We start from the raw sequence: 19,034 nt of genomic DNA, 5'->3' as shown, positions 1-19,034 counted from the left end.
ATGGAGGAGAGGAAATGCTGCTGTCAAAGAAAACATCCATAAAGGTCAGCCGGGAATATGCGAACCTCATCGGGCATATGTGCTATGCAGCATCCAAGCTCTGGAATGTCTGTAATTACGAGCGTCAGCATTACAAAGAAACCGGGATGGAGCAGTATCCGGACTGGTATTATCAGAAAAAAGCCCATAAAGAGGATCTGTGGTATAAACAGCTCCCGTCCCAGACCGCCCAGGAAGTCTGTAAGCTGCTGGACAAGGCATGGAAATCTTTTTATGCCCTGAAAAGATCCGGAGGGATCGAGACTCCCAGACCGCCGCGGTTTAAGCAGAAAAGTATCCCCATTACCTATATGCAGATGGGAATCGCGCATGAAAGGGATACGGGCAGAGTCCGCCTTTCCCTTCCAAAGGCATTAAAAAAATATATGGAAGAAACATATCAGATCCATGAAAGATTTCTTTACCTTGAAAATAAGATCTTCAGGGACATGGGTCGGATCAAACAGATGCGGATCTATCCGCCGGAGAAGGGAAATTGTAAAATCATAGTTGTTTATGAGGTCCCTGACCAGGAAGAACTTCCACAGAACGGACATGAACTGTCTATTGATCTGGGGCTTCACAACCTTATGACGTGTTATGATTCTGAAAATGGGAAGACGTTTATCCTGGGCAGGAAGTACCTTGCGTTGGAAAGATATTTCCATAAGGAGATTGCAAGGGTGCAGGCCCGGTGGTATGGGCAGCAGTCCGGAAAGGGAGTAAAACATCCGGTCACATCAAAACATATCAGGAAATTATATAGGAAAAAACAGGATTCGGTAACAGATTATCTGCACAAAGTCACAAGATATCTTGCAGAATACTGCCGGGAACGAGGGATCACTTGTGTTGTTGCAGGGGATATCCGGAACATCCGGAGAGAAAAAGACCTGGGACACAGGACAAACCAGAAATTTCACAGTCTGCCGTATAACAGGATCTACACCATGCTGGAATATAAGCTGAAAATGTATGGGATCCGTTTCGTAAAGCAGGAAGAAAGTTATACGAGCCAGTGCAGCCCACTGTCACCGGAAGTAGGGAAAAGATATGCAGAACCGTCCAACCGGAAAGAGAGAGGACTGTACAGGGATGGAAACAGAGTTTATAACGCAGATGCCGTAGGCGCATATAATATCCTGAGAAAATATCATTCCGTGTCCGGAGTGAAAAAAGAACTGTCCGTAACCGGACTGAAAACACCGGAAATAATAAAAGTAGCTGTATAGCTCTAACGAGCAGGCAGTAGTGGTGTCATGGATGCACCCTGAAAAAAAGGCGGTATCCCGCCTTAATTCAGATGCTCTGGTAACTCAGTTACCGAGTAATTCACTTCCATGGAACGAGAGGAGTAATCCCCGTTCATGTAAGAATAAAGCACAATCTTCAAAAGTGTTCTGGGCGATACAGAATTTATTCTTTCGAGGTCTGGCAGTTATTTTTTTGCACAAGAAAATGAGCTACGCACTAATACTTAGTGCGACAGCCCATTATTTTACCAGAACAATTTGGCGTTCGCGTTTGTGACGGTTTTTTCTATATTCTGTAGGAGAAATTCCGTGGTATTCTTTAAATACTTTTGAAAAATAAGAAGGCGAACTGAATCCACAGATCTGACTGATATAGTCCACGGACCAGTCAGAAGTAAAAAGAAATTCTTCACTCTGGGTGATGCGAAAATCCAGTATATATTTTTTCAATGGAACACCCATCTGCTTTGAAAAGATTTCTGAGAGATAGGATCGATTCAGATTCAGTTTGTCTGCAATATACTGAACTGTCAGGTCTCGTCCGTAGAAATCTTCTACAATAGAAATTGCTTGCTGTACATGACTTTCTGAATTCTGACGACTTTTTCTTTCGGGAAGCTCTTTGGAGTTCTCGATAAAAGTACCAACTTTTGAAAGAAGAAGGAGAAGAATGCCATTGGTATACAGATCATTTTTTGTACTATCATTTTTTATGGAAATCAGAATCTCAAGGAGATCCTTGATTTCCTCAAAGACTTCTGTAGAAAGTCCTTTTGTGAGGGACGGATAACCGAATCCAAGACGATGAATGAAGTATGGAGCGAGTTTGCCATTGAAGCCAACCCACGAATAAGTCCATGGATTCTCCTTATCGGCCTGATAGAAGACCATCTGATCCGGTTCAATCAAAAAAATCTGTTTTTCTTCAATAAGATATTCTGTTTTATTAACAACAAGACGTCCCTTCCCGGAAAGAACAAAATGCATGAGATAATAGGGTCTTGTTCCAGGTCCGTAGGAATGAAGCGGCAGACATTCTGAATGACCGCAGAAACGAAGTTTTATATCATTCCAGATGGTGTCTCTGTACAGATTCAATTTTTCTAATTCCATAGGATCTCCTTTCGGTAGTTTGTATATTTATATTCGATAGATACAAAATTCTTGCTTTTATTAAACTACAATTTCCGACAAAATTTATAAGTTACCCAACAAAAGTGACTAACATGGTAATAAGATTATAGTATATGATATCAATGTAGACAAGAGAAAGAAAAGACAAAAATAATCTAAAAATTCAGACAGGAAACGAATCGATTCAAATTCACAGAAAAGTAAAAAGCTATAGTTATTAGAAGAAAGAAGTCAGTTTGTAAAAGGTGACCTGTATTTTGTGCACCCTAAAATAAAATGGAAAGGTAAGGAAAGAGATATGTTAGAATTTGCAAAAACACCACCAAAAGGATGGAACAGCTGGGATGTATATGGAGCGTCTGTTACAGAAGAAGAAGTAAAAAGAAATGCAGATATTATGGCAGAAAAGCTTAAGAAATATGGATGGAACTATGTGGTTGTAGATATTCAGTGGTACGAGCCAGGAGCTGAGTCAGCAGCATATCGCAAGTTTGCGGATTTGAAGATAGATGAATATAGTCGTGTGCTTCCGGCTGAAAATCGTTTTCCAAGTTCAGCAGATGGAGTTGGGTTTGCACCACTTGCTGAATATGTACACCAATTAGGGTTGAAATTCGGTATTCACATTTTAAGGGGAATACCAAGACAGGCTGTTCATGGAAGAATGCATATCAAAGGAACGGATAAGACAGCAGATCAGATTGCAATAAACAGTATCTGTCCATGGAATTCAGATATGTATGGAGTGGATATGTCAATTCCAGAAGGACAGTTATATTATGATTCGCTTATGGAATTGTATGCTTCTTGGGGAGTTGATTTCATTAAAGTTGATGATATCGCATATTCAACGATTTACAGAGATTCACATAGAAAGGAAATTGAAGGGATTCGAAAGGCTATCGACAAAACGGGACGGGACATTGTACTTTCCCTTTCGCCGGGACCGGCAAGACTGCAGGATGGAAGTTTTCTTCAAAAAACTGCAAATATGTGGAGATTGACAGATGATTTCTGGGATGAGTGGGAATTGCTGTATGATATGTTTGACCGCTGTAATTATTGGTCACCATTTATTCGTAAAGGAAACTGGCCTGATTGTGACATGCTTCCATTGGGGCATATTGGAATACGCTCAGGTGAACGTGGAAAGGCAGACCGTATGACCTGCTTTACAAAGCCAGAACAAAAGACAATGATCACATTGTGGTCTATCTTTCAGTCACCATTGATGTATGGCGGAGAACTAGCTGATTTGGATGAGTGGACGCTCTCATTGTTAACAAATACAGAGGTAAACGAGATGCATCGTACACTGGATGGACAGAGACAAGAGTACAGAGACGATGAATGGATTGTCTGGTCAGGAGAAAACGAAGAGAATACATATATTGCAATATTTAATGTATCGGATAAAAAGAAAGAAATTCCTGATAAATTAGCAGAAATATATATCAAAGAGGATGCAAAAGAAATCTGGTCCGGCAAAAAAGCAACTGAAGCAGCAGAAGAAGTAGATAGTCATGGTTGTGTGTTGTATCAGATGAAAAGAATGTGATGAATGTCGTATAGGAGGAATGAAGTGATGGATACAATAGGAAAGAAACTTGCCCTAAAAGAAAAGATGGCTTATGGCTCCCCTCCGCAGCAGCTGGCGCTGTCTGCGGAAGGGATCATCTTCCCGTTGTTTTTATATCGTGATATTATTCAGCTTTTATCTCTCCATCATACTGATAGACTCAATTCCGACACTTCCGCCGCGGACAACTTCGATATGTTTGAACTCTTCTTTGATAAGCTTGATGACCGCGTCATTTTTGGTTGCGGTCTGGACGAATTCCAGAAGGAGGCTGTCTTTTCCATAGTCGATGACACGTGCCTTGAAAGTCTCAGCAATCTGGAAAAGTTCCGCTTTATCTTCCGGGGAGCAGTCCTTTACCTTGATGTAAAGGATCTCCTTCATTCGAACGAACACGTCTGTAAAATCAATAACCTTGATCACCTCGATCATACGGTTCAGCTGTTTTTTGATCTGCTCAAAGGTTTCATCATCGCTGACTGTGGCGATGGTCATTCTGGAAACTGTGGGATCCTCCGTAGTTCCAACCGTAAGACTGTCCAGGTTATAGGACTTTCCGGAGAAAAGACCAGAAATCTTGGAAAGAACACCGACCTGGTTTTCAACGTAGAGAGAGATCCATCTTTTTTTCATTCCTTTATCCATCATTCATTCCTCCTAACAATCCATGATCAGATCAGCCAGGGTGCCGCCCGGCTTGATCATCGGGTAAACCATTTCCTCCGGATCAATGATAAATTCGATGATCGTAGGAGTTTTTGTGTTCTTCTTAGCCTCTTCGAAAGCAGCCGCGATCTGATCCTTCTCAGTTACACGGATACCCTTTGCCCCATAGCTCTCTGCGAGACGGATGAAATCCGGTGTGTATTCCGGATATTCCTGACCGTCTGTACGGCGGGAGAGTGCACCGGCCTTCAGGTTTGTCATGGCGTAACGTTTTCCGTAGAAAAGCTTCTGCCACTGGCGGACCATTCCGAGATATTCATTATTGAAGATACAGCAGATGATCGGAAGCTCCTCCAGAACTGCGGTAGCCAGCTCCTGAATATTCATCTGCATGCCGCCGTCACCGGAAACGGAGATGACCGGTGTGTCCGGATTACCAATCTTGGCACCGATAGCACCTGGAAGGCCGTAACCCATGGTCCCAAGTCCGCCTGACATGATCAGCTGACGGTTCCCGGTGATGTCCGCATACTGGCTCACCAGCATCTGATGCTGACCTACATCGGTAACAAGAATGGCCTTGTCAAACTGGCGGTTGATCTCGCTGATGATATCCAGCGGTCCCATAATACCACGGTCCTTCATGGTAAGAGGATGCTCTTCCTTCCATTCCTGAATCTGCTTCAGCCATTTGCCGGTATTACATTCCTGGACATATTCAGCCATTTTTGTGATAGCTTCTTTTGCATCGGCAACAATGGGGATATCTACATGGATGTTTCTGGAAATAGAAGCGGTGTCAATATCAATGTGGACGATCTGTGCATGTGGAGCAAATTCATGGAGCTTGCCTGTGATACGGTCGTTAAAACGGGTTCCGATGGAAAACAGAAGATCGCATTCATTCACTGCCATATTTGCGGCATAAGCGCCGTGCATACCAAGATTTCCGATAAACAGAGGGTTCTTTGTGGAAATGGCGCCACGTCCCATAACGGTTGTGACAACCGGGATCTGAGTTTTCTCAACAACCTGGGTAAAAATCTCCTGCGCGCGGGAAATGATCACACCGCCGCCGGCAAGAAACAGAGGTTTTTTGGCCTTCTGCAGCATTTTGAGGGCACGCTTCAGCTGTCCGATATGCACGCTGGTGTTAGGCTTGTAGCCACGGATATTGACAGTTTTCGGATACTCAGCACTTCCCAGCTCGGCCATTACATCCTTTGGAAGGTCGATGAGAACCGGGCCTGGGCGTCCGGTGCGTGCGATATAGAAGGCTTCCTTGATGATACGTCCAAGATCCTCACGGTTGCGGACGGTAACACCGTATTTTGTGATGCTTCTGGTGATCCCGACAATATCAACCTCCTGAAACGCGTCGTTTCCGATGAGGTGACGGGCAACCTGTCCGGTAAAGCATACAAGCGGAACGCTGTCATAGTTGGCAGTTGCAAGACCTGTAACAAGGTTGGTAGCTCCGGGACCGCTGGTAACGAGACATACGCCAACTTTTCCGGTAGTTCTGGCATAGGCATCTGCTTCGTGTACAAGGGCCTGCTCGTGACGTGGCAGGATGATGTCAATGCCGCTCTGTTTATATAATTCATCGCTGATATCGATGGTGCAGGCACCGGGATAGCCGAACAGAACATCAACGCCTTCTTCTTTTAAGGCTTTTACAAGCAATTTGTTTCCGGAAATCTGTTTCATGAATTGGTTCCCTCCTTTGATGATGTGAAAAGTTAAGCAGATAAGGGCTGCCGCGAGAAATTTTTCCAATAAAAAAGTCCCGGCATATCGGATAAAATATGCTCAGGACGGACAATTCCGCGGTACCACCTGTTTTCAGAGGTAAAACTCTGCTCTCTGTCAGTACAAAATTATACTGCCTCCCTGTAACGTGGGAATGACGATGAAGCCTACTGCATGAAGATTCATGGTTCAGTCCACTGCTCGAGGGCTACTTCCACAGTTCAGTCACGAAGATTCTCACCGGCCATCTTCTCTCTGTGCATCCGGAGACTGTGTACTACTCCCTGTCATTGCATTTAGTAAATATGGATAAAAATTTTTTATCATTATAATATAAAATATCGGAACTGTCAATCAGAAATCATGATGGCTCAATGGGTGAGCCGGGGATTCCGATAACAGTTCCGATATGGATGATATTAAGTATTAAATATTAAGTATTTTCCGGTGCATCAGCTGTTTATTGTTACGGAGCTGGAGCCTGCTTGCTCAGGCTTCGGTATTTCCCGGTGTTTCAGGCTCTTTTTCCGGAAGGTAGACATGCACTTTCTCGATACGGTTTTTATCCAGCTTTTCTACGATCAGACGAATTCCGTCCTCGGTGATCACTTCGTCACCGGCAACAGGCAGACGATCCAGATGTTCGATGATAAATCCACCCAGGGAATCATAATCCTCGGAATCCAGTTCCGTATCCAGATGATCATTTACGTCATCCAGATGCATGGAGCCTTCGATGATGTATTCACGGTCGGAAATTTTCTGGACAAGTTCGTCTTCCTTCTCATCGTATTCGTCATGGATCTCACCCACGATCTCCTCCAGGATGTCCTCCAGTGTGATCAGTCCGGCCATATCACCGTATTCATCCAGTACAATGGCAATATTGAAGGTGGAGTCCTTCATTTCCACAAGAAGATCGGAAATGCTTTTTGTTTCGTAAGTAAAATGCGGCTTTCGGAGGAAATGATCGATAACAAATTCCTCATTTTTGTCGTAAAGAAGAAGATCCTTCATGTTGATGATTCCCACAATGTTGTTCTGGCTGTCCTTATAAACCGGCAGACGTGTGAACTTATCCTCGCGGAAAATATCGATCAGCTCATCATAGGTGGATTCCACATCTGCAAAGGTAACATGTACTCTTGGAACCATGATATCCTTGGCTGTGGCATCTCCAAGGTCAAACACATTGTAGATCATTTCTTTTTCGTCGGATTCAATGACACCGTCCTCGTGGCTGACGTCCACGATGGTACGAAGCTCCTCCTCGGTCATGGCCTTGTCGGCTGCATCCGGATCTACACGCATCAGGCGCATCACACCTCTTGAAAAGAGATTGATGATAAAGATCACCGGTGTCATGATGGTCATAAGAAATTTAAAGACCGGGATATAGCGGAGGGTGATCTTTTCTGAGTTAATGGTTGCGTAGTTCTTGGGGGTGATCTCGCCGAAGATCAGGATCAGAACCGTCAGGATCACCGTTACGATGCTGACCATATATCCGCCAAAGCTGTATGCAAGTGTGGTTGCAAGGGAAGAAGCCGAAATGTTCACAATGTTGTTTCCGATGAGAATCGCACTGAGAAGCTTGGGAGTCTGGTTCTCCAGGATATCGAGAGCCATGGCTGCACGCTTGTTTCCTTCGTCTGCAAGAGAGCGGAGACGGATCTTGTTTACCGACATCAGCGCGGTTTCGTTAGATGAGAAAAAGGCTGACAATGCCAGCAGAATAAGTAATATGATTATCTGGTAAGTGTCGCTGGGGTCCACTTTCAATATTCACTCCTTTAAAAATAAGATTATTTGGTTAAAAATATACAGATACTCTCCCATTATATACGTTTTATCGGATTTTGGCAAGAGCCGGACTGATACAGCGAATTACAAAAATAAGCCTGCATCTTGACAAAAGAGTAAGTCTGAACTAACATATATTTGTATTCATATATAAAGAAGAAATGATCAGGAATGGAAGGAGAGGTTTATGTTTCTGGAAATAAAAGGAATAAAAAAATCCTTCGGGTCCGGAGAGAGCCACGTAGATGTTCTGAAGGGGATTGATCTGGAGATTGAAAAGGGAGAATTCTGTGTGCTTCTGGGACCGTCCGGTTCCGGAAAATCTACGCTGTTAAATATCATCGGCGGCATTGACGGGGCAGATGCAGGCAGCATTACCATTCAGGGAGAACAGCTGGAGGATATGAAAGAAAAAAAGCTTTCTCTCTACCGCAGAAAACATCTGGGATATATTTTTCAGATGTATAATCTGATTCCCAATCTGACTGTGAGGGAAAATATTGAAGTTGGTGCTTATTTAAGTGACAGACCGCTGGATGTGGATGAGCTGCTGGAGACACTGGGACTTTATGAACATCAGCGGAAGCTTCCGAACCAGCTTTCGGGAGGCCAGCAGCAGAGAACTGCCATTGGCCGTGCCATTGTAAAAAATCCGGATATCCTGCTTTGTGATGAGCCTACCGGTGCGCTGGATTACAACACCTCCAAGGAAATCCTGAAGCTGATTGAAACAGTCAATCACAAATATGGAAATACCATAGTCATGGTTACTCACAACGATGCCATCAAGGATATGGCAGACCGTGTGGTAAAGCTTCGTGACGGTATGATCCGCAGAAATTATCAGAATGAGCAGAAGATTCCGGCTGCTGACCTGGAATGGTAAGGGGGCATTATGAAGAATCCTTTACGTAAGCGTATCCCCAGGGAACTGAAGGGGGAATTTGGAAAATATCTGGTGGTCTTTCTGCTGATGGTACTGACCATAGGTTTTGTATCCGGCTTCCTGGTAGCCGATGGAAGCATGCTGAAGGCCTATGATGAAAGCTTTGACAAATATAACATCGAAAACGGAAATTTCCGTACTGCGGAGAAGATTTACAGTTCTCAGTGGAAGGACATTGAAGCGGCCGGTGTTAAGCTTTACGAGAATTACTATATAGAAGAAGATCTGGATAACGGAAGCACCATGCGTTTCTTTAAAAATCGTGAGAAGGTGAATAAGGTCTGCCTGATGAAAGGAGAAATGCCGTCAGGGCAGGGCGAGATCGCCATTGACCGTATGTATGCGGATAACAACAGTCTTAAGGTAGGAGATATCCTGACCAGGGGTGAAAAATCCTGGAAGATCACAGGCCTTGTGGCACTTTCGGATTACAGTGCTCTGTTTCAGAATAATAACGATTCCATGTTTGATTCTGTAAAGTTTGGTGTGGCAATCGTAGCTCCGGAGGAATTTGAAACTCTGGATCAGGAAAAGCTCCGGTATAATTATGCCTGGATCTACGCTCATCAGCCAAAGGACGAAAAAGAGGAGAAGAAGGTTTCCGAGGATCTCGTGGAAGATATTGGCAAAGTGGTAACTCTGGAGGCTTTTGTCCCACGTTATCTTAACCAGGCGATCATGTTTACCGGTGATGATATGGGTGGAGACAGGGCAATGGTCATCACGCTTCTTTATATTGTGATCGTGATAATGGCGTTTGTGTTTGGCATTACCATCAGCAATACGATCCGAAAGGAAGCCGGTGTTATCGGTACGTTACGTGCATCCGGTTATACCAGGCGTGAGCTGATCCTTCATTATATGATGCTTCCGGTTCTGGTCACGCTGGTCGGTGCCCTGATCGGAAATATTCTTGGCTATACCGTATTTAAGGGGGTATGTGCAGACATGTATTACGGGAGCTATAGTCTGCCGACTTATGTGACGGTATGGAATGCAGATGCCTTTCTTCTGACAACCATAGTTCCGGTCATCATTATGATACTGATCGATCATGCAGTGCTCTGGTACCGTCTGAAGCTTTCGCCTCTGAAACTTCTGAGAAGGGATTTTTCCAGAAACAAACAGAAACGGGCGGTGTATTTAAGCCCGAAGATCGGAATTTTTTCCAGGTTTCGCCTCCGGGTGATCTTTCAGAATATCAGCAATTATCTGGTGCTGTTTGTGGGAGTTGTTTTTGCCAATCTGCTGCTGTTTTTTGGAATGCTCTTGCCGTCTGCTCTGGATCATTATCAGATGGAGATCCAGGAGAACATGCTGGCAAAATATCAGTACATACTTTCGGTTCCGGCAAGTGCCTATTCAGGGAATAAAGCGGATGCCATGAATTCTCTTCTGGAATATTATACGGATACCAGAACGGACAATAAAGATGCGGAAAAATTTTCTGTCTATTCCCTGAATACCATGCCTGATAAATATAAAAGTGAGGAGATCACCTTTTACGGGGTGGAGCCGGATAGTAAATATATCCATGCGGATCTTTCAGGAGACGGCGTTTATATTTCTAGTGCTTATGCGGACAAATTCCGGATCAAGGAGGGGGATACCATAACTCTGAAGGAAAAATATGAGAAGGATGAGTATTCCTTTAAAGTAGACGGAATCTATGATTATACGGCAAGCCTCTGTGTATTTATGGAGCGTGATAAGCTGAATGAGGCGTTTGATCTTGGGGATGATTATTTTGGAGGATATTTTTCCGATACAGAGATCAGGGATATCCCTTCAAAATATATCGGTTCTGTCATTGACCTGGAAGCTCTTACAAAAATATCCAGGCAGCTGGATGTTTCCATGGGAGATATGATGGGAATGATGTATGGATTTTCCGTGACCATTTTTCTGGTGGTGATCTATCTGCTTTCCAAGGTTATCATCGAAAAAAATGCCCAGTCGATTTCCATGACCAAGATTCTGGGTTATACAAATGGTGAGATCAGCCGTTTGTATATACTTTCTACATCACTTGTGGTGGTGTTCTGCCTGCTGTTAAGCCTTCCGGTTGAACGGCAGATCATGGAAATGCTATTCAGAGAGATGATGCTTTCCAGTATTTCGGGATGGATCACTATGTGGGTGGATCCCATGATCTATGTGAAAATGACAGCGATCGGAATCGCAGCTTATGGGGTGGTAGCAGTGCTGGAATTCCGGAGGATCCGTCATGTGCCCATGGATGAAGCACTGAAAAATGTGGAATAATATGTGACATCCGTATATATATCCGGAAAAATAATTCAGGATATCCGGAAATCTTACATAATATGCAACAGGATCAGGAGTATGTGTGGTTTAACTGAATGCGGATGCTTTTATCCGCTCAAACAGTTATCTGTGAATAGCCACATATACTCCTTAAATATTCATAAATTTTTCGGAATACTGGAAATATTACTACAAACTTGTTATAATAATCCCATACTTCCCGTTGGAGGGAATAATTCAAACAGGAAATCAGGTGAGGAACATGGCAGGCAGAAAGAAGGATCCGCTGTATAAAAGCTTCGGATATGCATTTCAGGGGATTTTTACCTGCATCCGCAAGGAAAGAAATATGAAGATCCACTGCATGGTGGCAGCACTTGTGGTGATCGCAGGACTGATCCTTGGGCTTTCCGTGACAGAGTGGTGCATCTGCCTGGGGCTGTTCGGAATGGTGATGGCGCTGGAACTGGTGAATACGGCAGTGGAAGCTGTGGTGGATCTGGTCACAGAGGAACGTCATCCTCTGGCAAAGATCGCCAAGGACACAGCGGCCGGGGCAGTACTGATCGCAGCGATCATGGCAGCAATCGTCGGACTGATCATTTTTGTTCCCAAGGGACTTGTTTTTCTGGGAATATGACAGGAACAGGAAATTTTGTTTCATGACAGGGGCTGGTGTCGGACAGCAGGATGATAGTCGGGCAGCTGCCGGTTTCAGGAAAGGAGAAAACATTATGGAATTAGGTGAAGGACTGAAGAAAATTTTACTGGTGGGTATTGGTACAGCAGCAGTGACAGCAGAGAAATCCAAGGAGATTCTGGATGAGCTGGTAAAAAAAGGTGAGCTTACCGTTGAGCAGGGAAAGGTCCTCAATCAGGAGCTGAAGCACAACATCAAGTCAACAGTTAAGAATGCAGCTGATTCTGTGAAAGAATCCGCAGCCAGAAAGAACGAGCAGGAGGAGCTTAAGGCGACGATCTCCAAGCTCACACCGGAGCAGCTTGCAGCTGTGAAGGCACAGATCGAGAGCATGCAGGCTGAGGCAGCTGCAAAAGAGGAAGAAGTACCTGTAGCAGAGCCTGTTGAGGATGCAGCCACAGAGACTGTTGAAGAAGAGAAAACAGAAGCAGCCGGCGGGAGTGAGGAAGCTCCGGAGGCAGAATAAAAAGAGACTTCTGAGAAAACAGCAGAACTCATGGAAGAAGCCGGACAGAACAAGACGGTGGAACAGAAACAAAAAGGCAGTTTAAGCACAAAGAGGAAGTATGAAAGCTGTCGGAGATTAATAACGTAAACGGAGAATTTTATGGCCAGAGAAGAACAGGAGAAAAAAGAAAAAAGCGGATATGGAGAACGGCTGAGAGAGATCACAGCCGTTCTGAAAAAGCATGCCATTACCCGGGGTGTTTCTCCTGAGAAGCTCCGGCTCATACTGGAAGACCTGGGCCCAACTTATATCAAGTTGGGTCAGATTATGTCCCTGCGTTCCGATATTTTGCCCAAAATATACTGTGATGAGCTGATGAAACTCTGTTCCGATGTGCCGCCCATGCCTTTTTCACAGGTGATAGAAGTTCTGGAGGAATCCATGGGCTGTCCATGGCAGGAGGAATTTCAGCGCATTGATGAGAAGCCCCTTGGAGCTGCATCCATTGCACAGGTGCACCGGGCAACTCTGAAAACAGGGGAAGAGGTTGTGATCAAGGTTCAGCGAAAAGGAATCTATGAGACTATGGCCCGGGATATCGGACTGATGCATAAGGCAGTGCGTCTGATGCCGCCGGTAAGTATCAAAGGCATGGTAGATCTGAACATGGTCTTAAGTGAGCTGTGGACCGTGACCCAGGAGGAGATGAATTTTCTCACAGAGGCAGCCAATATGGCGGAATTTGCGAAGAAGAATAAAGATGTGGCATTTGTGAAGGTGCCTGTTCTTTACCGCGAATATATTTCACCACATGTTCTGGTGATGGAATATATTGACGGCTTTGCGATCAATGACCGGGCAGATCTTCTGGCGAATGGATATGATCTCAATGAGGTCGGAACGAAATATGTGGACAATTTTATCAAGCAGGTGATGGAAGATGGTTTCTTCCATGCAGATCCTCATCCCGGAAATGTACGGATTCAGGAGGGAAAGATCGTCTGGATCGATATGGGGATGATGGGACGGCTTACAGAGCATGACCGTCAGCTGATCGGAGAAGCCATTGAAGGGGTTGCCATGAACAACATCGGTAAGATCCAGGATGCGGTTCTGGCTCTTGGTGATTTTAAGGGAAAGCCGGATTCCAGCAAGCTTTATGAGGATATCCGCGGACTTATGGAGAAATACGGTACTGCGGATATGGGAAATATTGATGTGGCAGAGGTGATGGTGGACCTGATGGAGGTCATGAAGGAGAATAAGATCATGATGCCTCACGGACTGACCATGCTTGCGAGAGGACTGACTCATGTGGAGGGGGTTCTGGCTGAGATCTGCCCGGATATCAATATGACACAGATTGCTGCGGCAAGGCTTAAAGAGCAGTTTTTGAGCAATGGAAACTGGAAGCGTGAGATCAAAAAAGGTGGAAAAAATTTTGCATGGTCCCTGAAACGTGCGGTGGATATTCCTTCTCTGGCGGCGGATTTTCTTCAGGGCTGTATGAAGGGGCAGACGAAGATCAATCTGGATCTTCATGCCTCGGATGATCTGGCGTGGCTTTTGCGGCGGCTGGTGCGGAATATTGTGATGGGGCTGTGGGTGATGGCACTTCTGATCAGTTCCAGTATTATCTGTACTACGGATATGAAGCCGAAGCTGTGGGGAATCCCGGCTCTGGGTGCTTTTGGCTATGTGTTTGCTTTTATCATTGTTTTGTATGTGTTTATCAAGCATTTTTTTTCCGGAAAATAAGAGACGGAGATCATTTGCAGAGTCTGCGTGATGGTTTCCGTCTTTTTTTTGCTGTTATGGAATTGTTTTGGTCTGCTTGTGATTGTGAGCGGTTATCTTTTGGCAGGCAGGGAAATGACGGAGTACAGGTGGCTAGTCAGGGGTAGATGGTTCCGCTGTAGGCTTTGCGGAATTCCTTTGGGGTGTAGCCGGTTCCCTGGCGGAAGTAGTTGCAGAAGGAGGGTGCGTCCCGGAAGCCGCAGGAGAGGGCTGCTTCTGTGATGGTGCAGGTTGAGGAACAGAGGAGCTGGGTTGCCATCTGGAGGCGGTGTTTCAGGAGATATTGTTTTGGGGAGGTGTTTTCGTGTTCCATGAAGATCCGGTAAAGATAGGAACGGTCGATTCCTACGTAGTGTGCCACGTCTGAGATCTGGATGGGGTAGGCATAGTTGTTTCTGATGTATTCGGAGGCTTTCTGAAAGTACAGGTTTGAGATGTCGGTCCTGCTTTCGGAGGGCTTTTTTTGCATGTCGGATAGTATCAGGAGGAGGTTTCCTGCGGAGGCAAGGTCGTTTCCGTTGTTTTCGGAAAAGGTGTCAAGGAGGCTTTGCATGTGGGTGAGGAGGCTGTTTTGGCGGGCGGGTGTTTCGGGGGTGAAGATGGGGGTGTCTGAAAATACGGTTTGTTTCAGGATTTCTTTGCAGGCGGAGCCGTCAAAGCCTGCCCAGGCATAGCTCCAGGGGTCGGAGGTGTCGGCTCGGTAGTAGATGGAGTCCATGGGGCGGATGAGAAAGGCGTCGCCTGCTTTCAGATGGTAGGTGTGGCCGCTGCACTGGTAGATGCCTTTGCCGTGGAAGATCACGTGGAGGAGGTAGTGTGGGCGCATGGCCGGGCCGAAGGAGTGGTTTGGGCCGCAATCTTCCTGACCGCAGAAGTAGACGGAGAGGGTGTGTTGGGTTTTGGGTTCCTGGTGTGTGTTTTTCATTTAGGTGGGCCTCCTGGTTTCTTGGGTTATGCAACAAAAACGCAATTTTGGGTCACAAAATGGGGTGGGATGTTGTATGAGGTGATTATACAATATGGGGGTGGGAAGGGCAAGGGCTGAAGTGGAAGGGATTCGGAGAGGGTGGGGTGGATATGCGGACGCTGGCAAGGCGTGTGCTGTCTGACGCCGAGGCTTCGTCGGGGGCTGGCTTCTAAGCCGCTGAAAATCTGCTAAAAGCGTTTTCCAAAAGTCCGAACTCGCTGCGCTCAAACAGCGAACTTTTGAAAAACAACGCAGATTTCCACCAGCCAAGAATCAGCACCCCTCCTGCAGAGCCGTCGTCAGACAGCACACGCCTTGCCAGCTGGTACTTCCAGCCGGAAGGAGTAAGCAATTGACCGGAAGGAAGTTACAGGTAATAAGAACAAATCGTCTCAACGTTACATCACCAACACCGTAGAATCCATCGCCCCACCAGTACATAAACACATTCCCACAACGTACAACAACTGCGTGCCCGGAAAGGGGGAGCGCGAGGGGGAAAAACGGGCTTCGCTAACTCCGAGTGCTTTCCCCCTCGCAATTTCCTTAGCTTCGAAAAGCTAATAAATTTACATCAATACAAAAAAAATAACCTCAACATTTAAACAAAAAAACATAAATTCATATATAGCAGAAAGGAGTTTTGATATGAAAACAACTATATTAAAAAACGAATTCTGGTATGGCGGCGCAGTCTACGAAGGCTACCGCCAGCCCGTAGGCGCAGACGACATTGTGGACTGGGATTTCCGCGAAAACCCAACCCACAATCAGATCATGCCATTATTCCTTTCCTCGAAAGGCCGTTACATCTGGAGCAACGCAGGTTTTCATATCTCTTTTCAAAAAGGTGAGATCCTGGCGGAAGGTCCGGAATCTATCGTTCTGGAAAACGGCTTCAATGATCTGAGAGGTGCATACCTGGCAGCCATGAAAGCGCATTTTCCATTTCATGAGATCAAACTTTCAGACAGATTTTTCAAAGCACCGGTATATAATTCCTGGATTGAACTTACCTATTATCAGACCCAGGAGAATATCCTGAAATATGCAAAAGGTATTCTGGAAAATGGTTTTCCATCAGGTGTTCTGATGATCGATGATGGCTGGTCTCCTTATTATGGAAGGTGGCAGTTCAGGGGAGATAATTTCAAGGATGCGAAGGCGATGATCAAAGAATTGCATGAGATGGGCTTTTCTGTGATGTTGTGGATCTGTCCGTTTGTTACTCCGGATACGCTGGAGTTTCGGAAGGCCAGGGATAAGCATTTTCTGATTGAGACTCCGGAGGGGAAACCTCGTATCCTGGAGTGGTGGAACGGGTATTCTGCGGCTCTGGATCTGACGAATCCGGATGCTTTGAAGTGGCTGAAGAATCAGCTGGATGTTCTGATGGATATGGGTGTGGATGGTTTTAAACTGGATGCTGGGGATCCGTGTTATTATCATGCTGGGGATAAGCTGTTCCGGGATGCTTCTACGGATGAGCTGTCCAGGCTTTGGGCTGAGTTTGGGGAACAGTTTGTGTTTAATGAGCTGAGGGTATGTTTCAGGGCCGGTGGTTATTCTCTGATGCAGAGGCTTTGTGATAAGCAGACGAAGTGGGATGAGAGTGGTATTGCGGGATTGATTCCGGATACGTTGATACAGGGGCTTACGGGGCATCCTTTTGGCAGCCCGGATATGATCGGTGGTGGTGAGTATACCTGTTTTTTGAATGGAAATGAGAATGCGTGTACGCCGGAGATGTTTGTGCGGTATGCGCAGATTGCGGCTTTGATGCCGGTGATGCAGTTTTCGGCTTCTCCTTGGAGAGTGCTGCCTGAGGCGGATTTTCAGAAGGTTAAGGATGCACTGGCTCTCAGAGAGAAGTGTCTGCCGGAGATTTTCAAGGCTGTAGAGTGTGCGAAAGTTACTGGTGAGCCGATTGCCCGTTCTATGGAGTTTGTTTTCCCTGGACAGGGTATGGAGAGGGTGATGGATCAGTTTATGGTTGGTGATGCGCTTTTGGTGGCGCCTGTTTGGAAGCAGGGGGAGGTTGTCAGAAGTGTGACTTTGCCTGAGGGGCAGTGGAGGTGTGTTAGCCTTGGAGAGACTGAGGGTGATGTACTGAATGGTGGCCGGAATGTGGTTCTTGGTGAGAATGAGGGATTGGTTGTTTTGAAAAGAGTGTAGATGAAATGGACGCCCGCAAGGTGTATGCTGTCTGTCGCCGGGGCTTCGTCGGGGGCTGGTCGGAAGGGGAATCAGATGGGGAGAAGTGGTGGGGTGTGAATTTGGTTCAGAGTGAGAAGCAGAGTGGTTTCACGGGAGTTGGATGGGTCATCAGCGCTGCGCTGGATGACTGGGACGAAAGGCTGAGTTTCCCTGTGGCCTACCGGTAGAGATTGGGTCGAGGCGCTTCACTTTCGACTTGGAGGTGAGGTGGTGTGGCGTGGCGTAACATTATCAGTGCTGTAGCATAAAGAAGCTCAGTGTAATATTACGAATACTGTAGCATAAATATCAGCATCGTAGTAGCATAGACCGTTTCAGCGTAACATTATCAGCATCATAGTAGCATAGATCGGCTTAACATAACATCACCAACACCGTAGAATCCATCGCCGTGCCGATATACTAACACATTCCCACAGCGTACGATAATATAGCGTGCCCGGAAAGGGGGAGCGCGAGGGGGAAAAGCGGGCTTCGCAACTCTGAGTGCTTTCCCCCTCGCAGATTTCCTCCGCTTTGAAAAGCAAAAAAATATCATATCTATAATAACAATAATAACAATTTTCCCAAGCTTTTCATCACAAAAGCGAAATATCCTCCTCCGGAGGAAGCAGCTTCTTAAAAAATCGATACAACAGCATCGAATTTATAAAAGCTACAAGTCCAAATCCAAAGAAAAACCAACAGCATACGTAAAGGGGCTGCAGTTTTGCATCGAGATAGGTCATATACAATGGAAAGATCGTGATCACCGCAATGGCGATCGTTGTGGGGAAGTGCATAAATGCCAGCAGAAATGCATTTCTGCAAAGTGCCCCCAGTGTATTGGCAAAGGTTGCGATCACTGGGAATATGTATAAAGTAAAAATTATCAGCAGAGTGAGAACTCCCACAGAAAGGTAAAACAGCATATGTGCAGCGCTTCCTTCGGCATGGAGCAGAAAGCGGATATTCAGGATGATCACGGCTCCGGCAGCGAGGATCAGCAGCCATATGATCAGTGACTGTTTGAAGTTTTCCTTAAAAGCTCTGAAAAATGTTTTCGTTGTGCCGTTGTTATTCCCTTTTACGGTACGCATCATGCAGTGATAGAGGGCAGTCAGTGACGGCCCGATGGTGATCACGGGGATGCAGCAGAGAATAAAAAGAAGATTGGCGATCACGATGTCGCCCAGTTTGTTGAGGAATACATGAACGACATTATCTTCATTTAAAAGATTCATAACGAAATACCTCCTTATATAGAAATATAGAAATGAAAAACGGACCATATGGGAAAAGTCCGATACAGCTAATCTTAGCATAGTTTTTGATTGTGTGTAAAGAGAGGGGACGCAGATAAGTATCAGCACGGTTTATGGGACTGTATAAAAAAACATGGAACTTTGCGTGCACATGTGAAAATGATGGCACGCATGGAATTATGTTAGGTAAGGGAAAGTGTATTTTTCGGAAAATGACATTT

General features: G+C 45.5%; 14 protein-coding genes and 1 other annotated feature. Of the genes, 8 read left to right on the top strand and 6 right to left on the bottom strand.

Annotated elements, in window-relative coordinates; genetic code table 11:
• Positions 1 to 14 precede the first annotated feature (14 nt).
• Entirely contained in the window at positions 15 to 1,271 is a 1,257-nt protein-coding gene (locus tag MUB50_RS00775; protein WP_244789949.1) for an RNA-guided endonuclease InsQ/TnpB family protein, read from the top strand.
• A gap of 261 nt (positions 1,272 to 1,532) precedes the next feature.
• Here MUB50_RS00775 and MUB50_RS00770 read toward each other — a convergent pair whose 3' ends face one another.
• The gene (locus MUB50_RS00770; RefSeq protein WP_118062220.1) at positions 1,533 to 2,405 is read right to left on the bottom strand and encodes an AraC family transcriptional regulator; all 873 of its coding nucleotides are present in this window, start codon (positions 2,403 to 2,405) and stop codon (positions 1,533 to 1,535) included.
• A 418-nt stretch (positions 2,406 to 2,823) separates the two neighbouring features.
• Between MUB50_RS00770 and MUB50_RS00765 the strand changes: the two genes are divergently transcribed.
• Complete coding sequence (locus MUB50_RS00765; protein WP_330384595.1) at positions 2,824 to 3,984, top strand: hypothetical protein; 1,161 nt, start codon at positions 2,824 to 2,826, stop codon at positions 3,982 to 3,984.
• Between the two features lie 156 nt (positions 3,985 to 4,140).
• Here MUB50_RS00765 and ilvN read toward each other — a convergent pair whose 3' ends face one another.
• From ilvN to MUB50_RS00750, 3 genes are all read right to left on the bottom strand, one after another.
• A complete protein-coding gene (gene ilvN / locus MUB50_RS00760; RefSeq protein ID WP_118513263.1) occupies positions 4,141 to 4,650 on the bottom strand; it encodes an acetolactate synthase small subunit in 510 nt (169 codons plus the stop codon).
• Between the two features lie 12 nt (positions 4,651 to 4,662).
• Positions 4,663 to 6,381, bottom strand: coding sequence for a biosynthetic-type acetolactate synthase large subunit (gene ilvB, locus MUB50_RS00755; protein ID WP_118623453.1), 1,719 nt, complete (start codon positions 6,379 to 6,381; stop codon positions 4,663 to 4,665).
• Positions 6,382 to 6,481: 100 nt separating this feature from the next.
• Positions 6,482 to 6,723, bottom strand: a binding site (T-box leader).
• Positions 6,724 to 6,912: 189 nt separating this feature from the next.
• Positions 6,913 to 8,199 carry an HlyC/CorC family transporter gene (locus MUB50_RS00750; protein WP_118623660.1) on the bottom strand — a complete coding sequence of 429 codons (1,287 nt, stop codon included), beginning with the start codon at positions 8,197 to 8,199 and terminating at the stop codon, positions 6,913 to 6,915.
• A gap of 214 nt (positions 8,200 to 8,413) precedes the next feature.
• Here MUB50_RS00750 and MUB50_RS00745 point away from each other — a divergent pair, with 214 nt between their 5' ends.
• The 5 genes from MUB50_RS00745 (at position 8,414) to MUB50_RS00725 (ending at position 14,346) form a co-directional block, all read left to right on the top strand.
• On the top strand, positions 8,414 to 9,112 hold the full coding sequence (locus tag MUB50_RS00745; protein ID WP_118513241.1) for an ABC transporter ATP-binding protein: 699 nt from the start codon (positions 8,414 to 8,416) through the stop codon (positions 9,110 to 9,112).
• 9 nt (positions 9,113 to 9,121) lie between these two features.
• Positions 9,122 to 11,437, top strand: coding sequence for an ABC transporter permease (locus MUB50_RS00740; RefSeq protein WP_244789951.1), 2,316 nt, complete (start codon positions 9,122 to 9,124; stop codon positions 11,435 to 11,437).
• A gap of 265 nt (positions 11,438 to 11,702) precedes the next feature.
• On the top strand, positions 11,703 to 12,080 hold the full coding sequence (locus MUB50_RS00735; RefSeq protein WP_118513239.1) for a diacylglycerol kinase family protein: 378 nt from the start codon (positions 11,703 to 11,705) through the stop codon (positions 12,078 to 12,080).
• A 94-nt stretch (positions 12,081 to 12,174) separates the two neighbouring features.
• On the top strand, positions 12,175 to 12,606 hold the full coding sequence (locus MUB50_RS00730) for a phasin family protein (protein ID WP_280520113.1): 432 nt from the start codon (positions 12,175 to 12,177) through the stop codon (positions 12,604 to 12,606).
• A 141-nt stretch (positions 12,607 to 12,747) separates the two neighbouring features.
• Positions 12,748 to 14,346: an ABC1 kinase family protein gene (locus MUB50_RS00725; RefSeq protein ID WP_118623457.1), complete on the top strand. Its 1,599-nt coding sequence runs from the start codon at positions 12,748 to 12,750 to the stop codon at positions 14,344 to 14,346.
• 136 nt (positions 14,347 to 14,482) lie between these two features.
• Here MUB50_RS00725 and MUB50_RS00720 read toward each other — a convergent pair whose 3' ends face one another.
• Positions 14,483 to 15,310: an AraC family transcriptional regulator gene (locus MUB50_RS00720; RefSeq protein WP_118623459.1), complete on the bottom strand. Its 828-nt coding sequence runs from the start codon at positions 15,308 to 15,310 to the stop codon at positions 14,483 to 14,485.
• A 690-nt stretch (positions 15,311 to 16,000) separates the two neighbouring features.
• On the opposite strand from MUB50_RS00720, the gene MUB50_RS00715 reads away from it, so the two are divergent.
• Positions 16,001 to 17,527, top strand: a complete 1,527-nt coding sequence (locus MUB50_RS00715; RefSeq protein WP_118623461.1) for a glycoside hydrolase family 31 protein — start codon at positions 16,001 to 16,003, stop codon at positions 17,525 to 17,527.
• Between the two features lie 620 nt (positions 17,528 to 18,147).
• On the opposite strand, the gene MUB50_RS00710 is transcribed toward MUB50_RS00715, so the two are convergent.
• On the bottom strand, positions 18,148 to 18,792 hold the full coding sequence (locus tag MUB50_RS00710; RefSeq protein WP_118623465.1) for a YesL family protein: 645 nt from the start codon (positions 18,790 to 18,792) through the stop codon (positions 18,148 to 18,150).
• Positions 18,793 to 19,034: the final 242 nt, after the last annotated feature.

Source organism: Blautia sp. NSJ-140 (assembly GCF_022868965.1).
In the GTDB taxonomy this organism is placed as follows: Bacteria; Bacillota; Clostridia; order Lachnospirales; family Lachnospiraceae; genus Blautia_A.
This window is presented reverse-complemented; position numbering and strand designations above follow the sequence as displayed.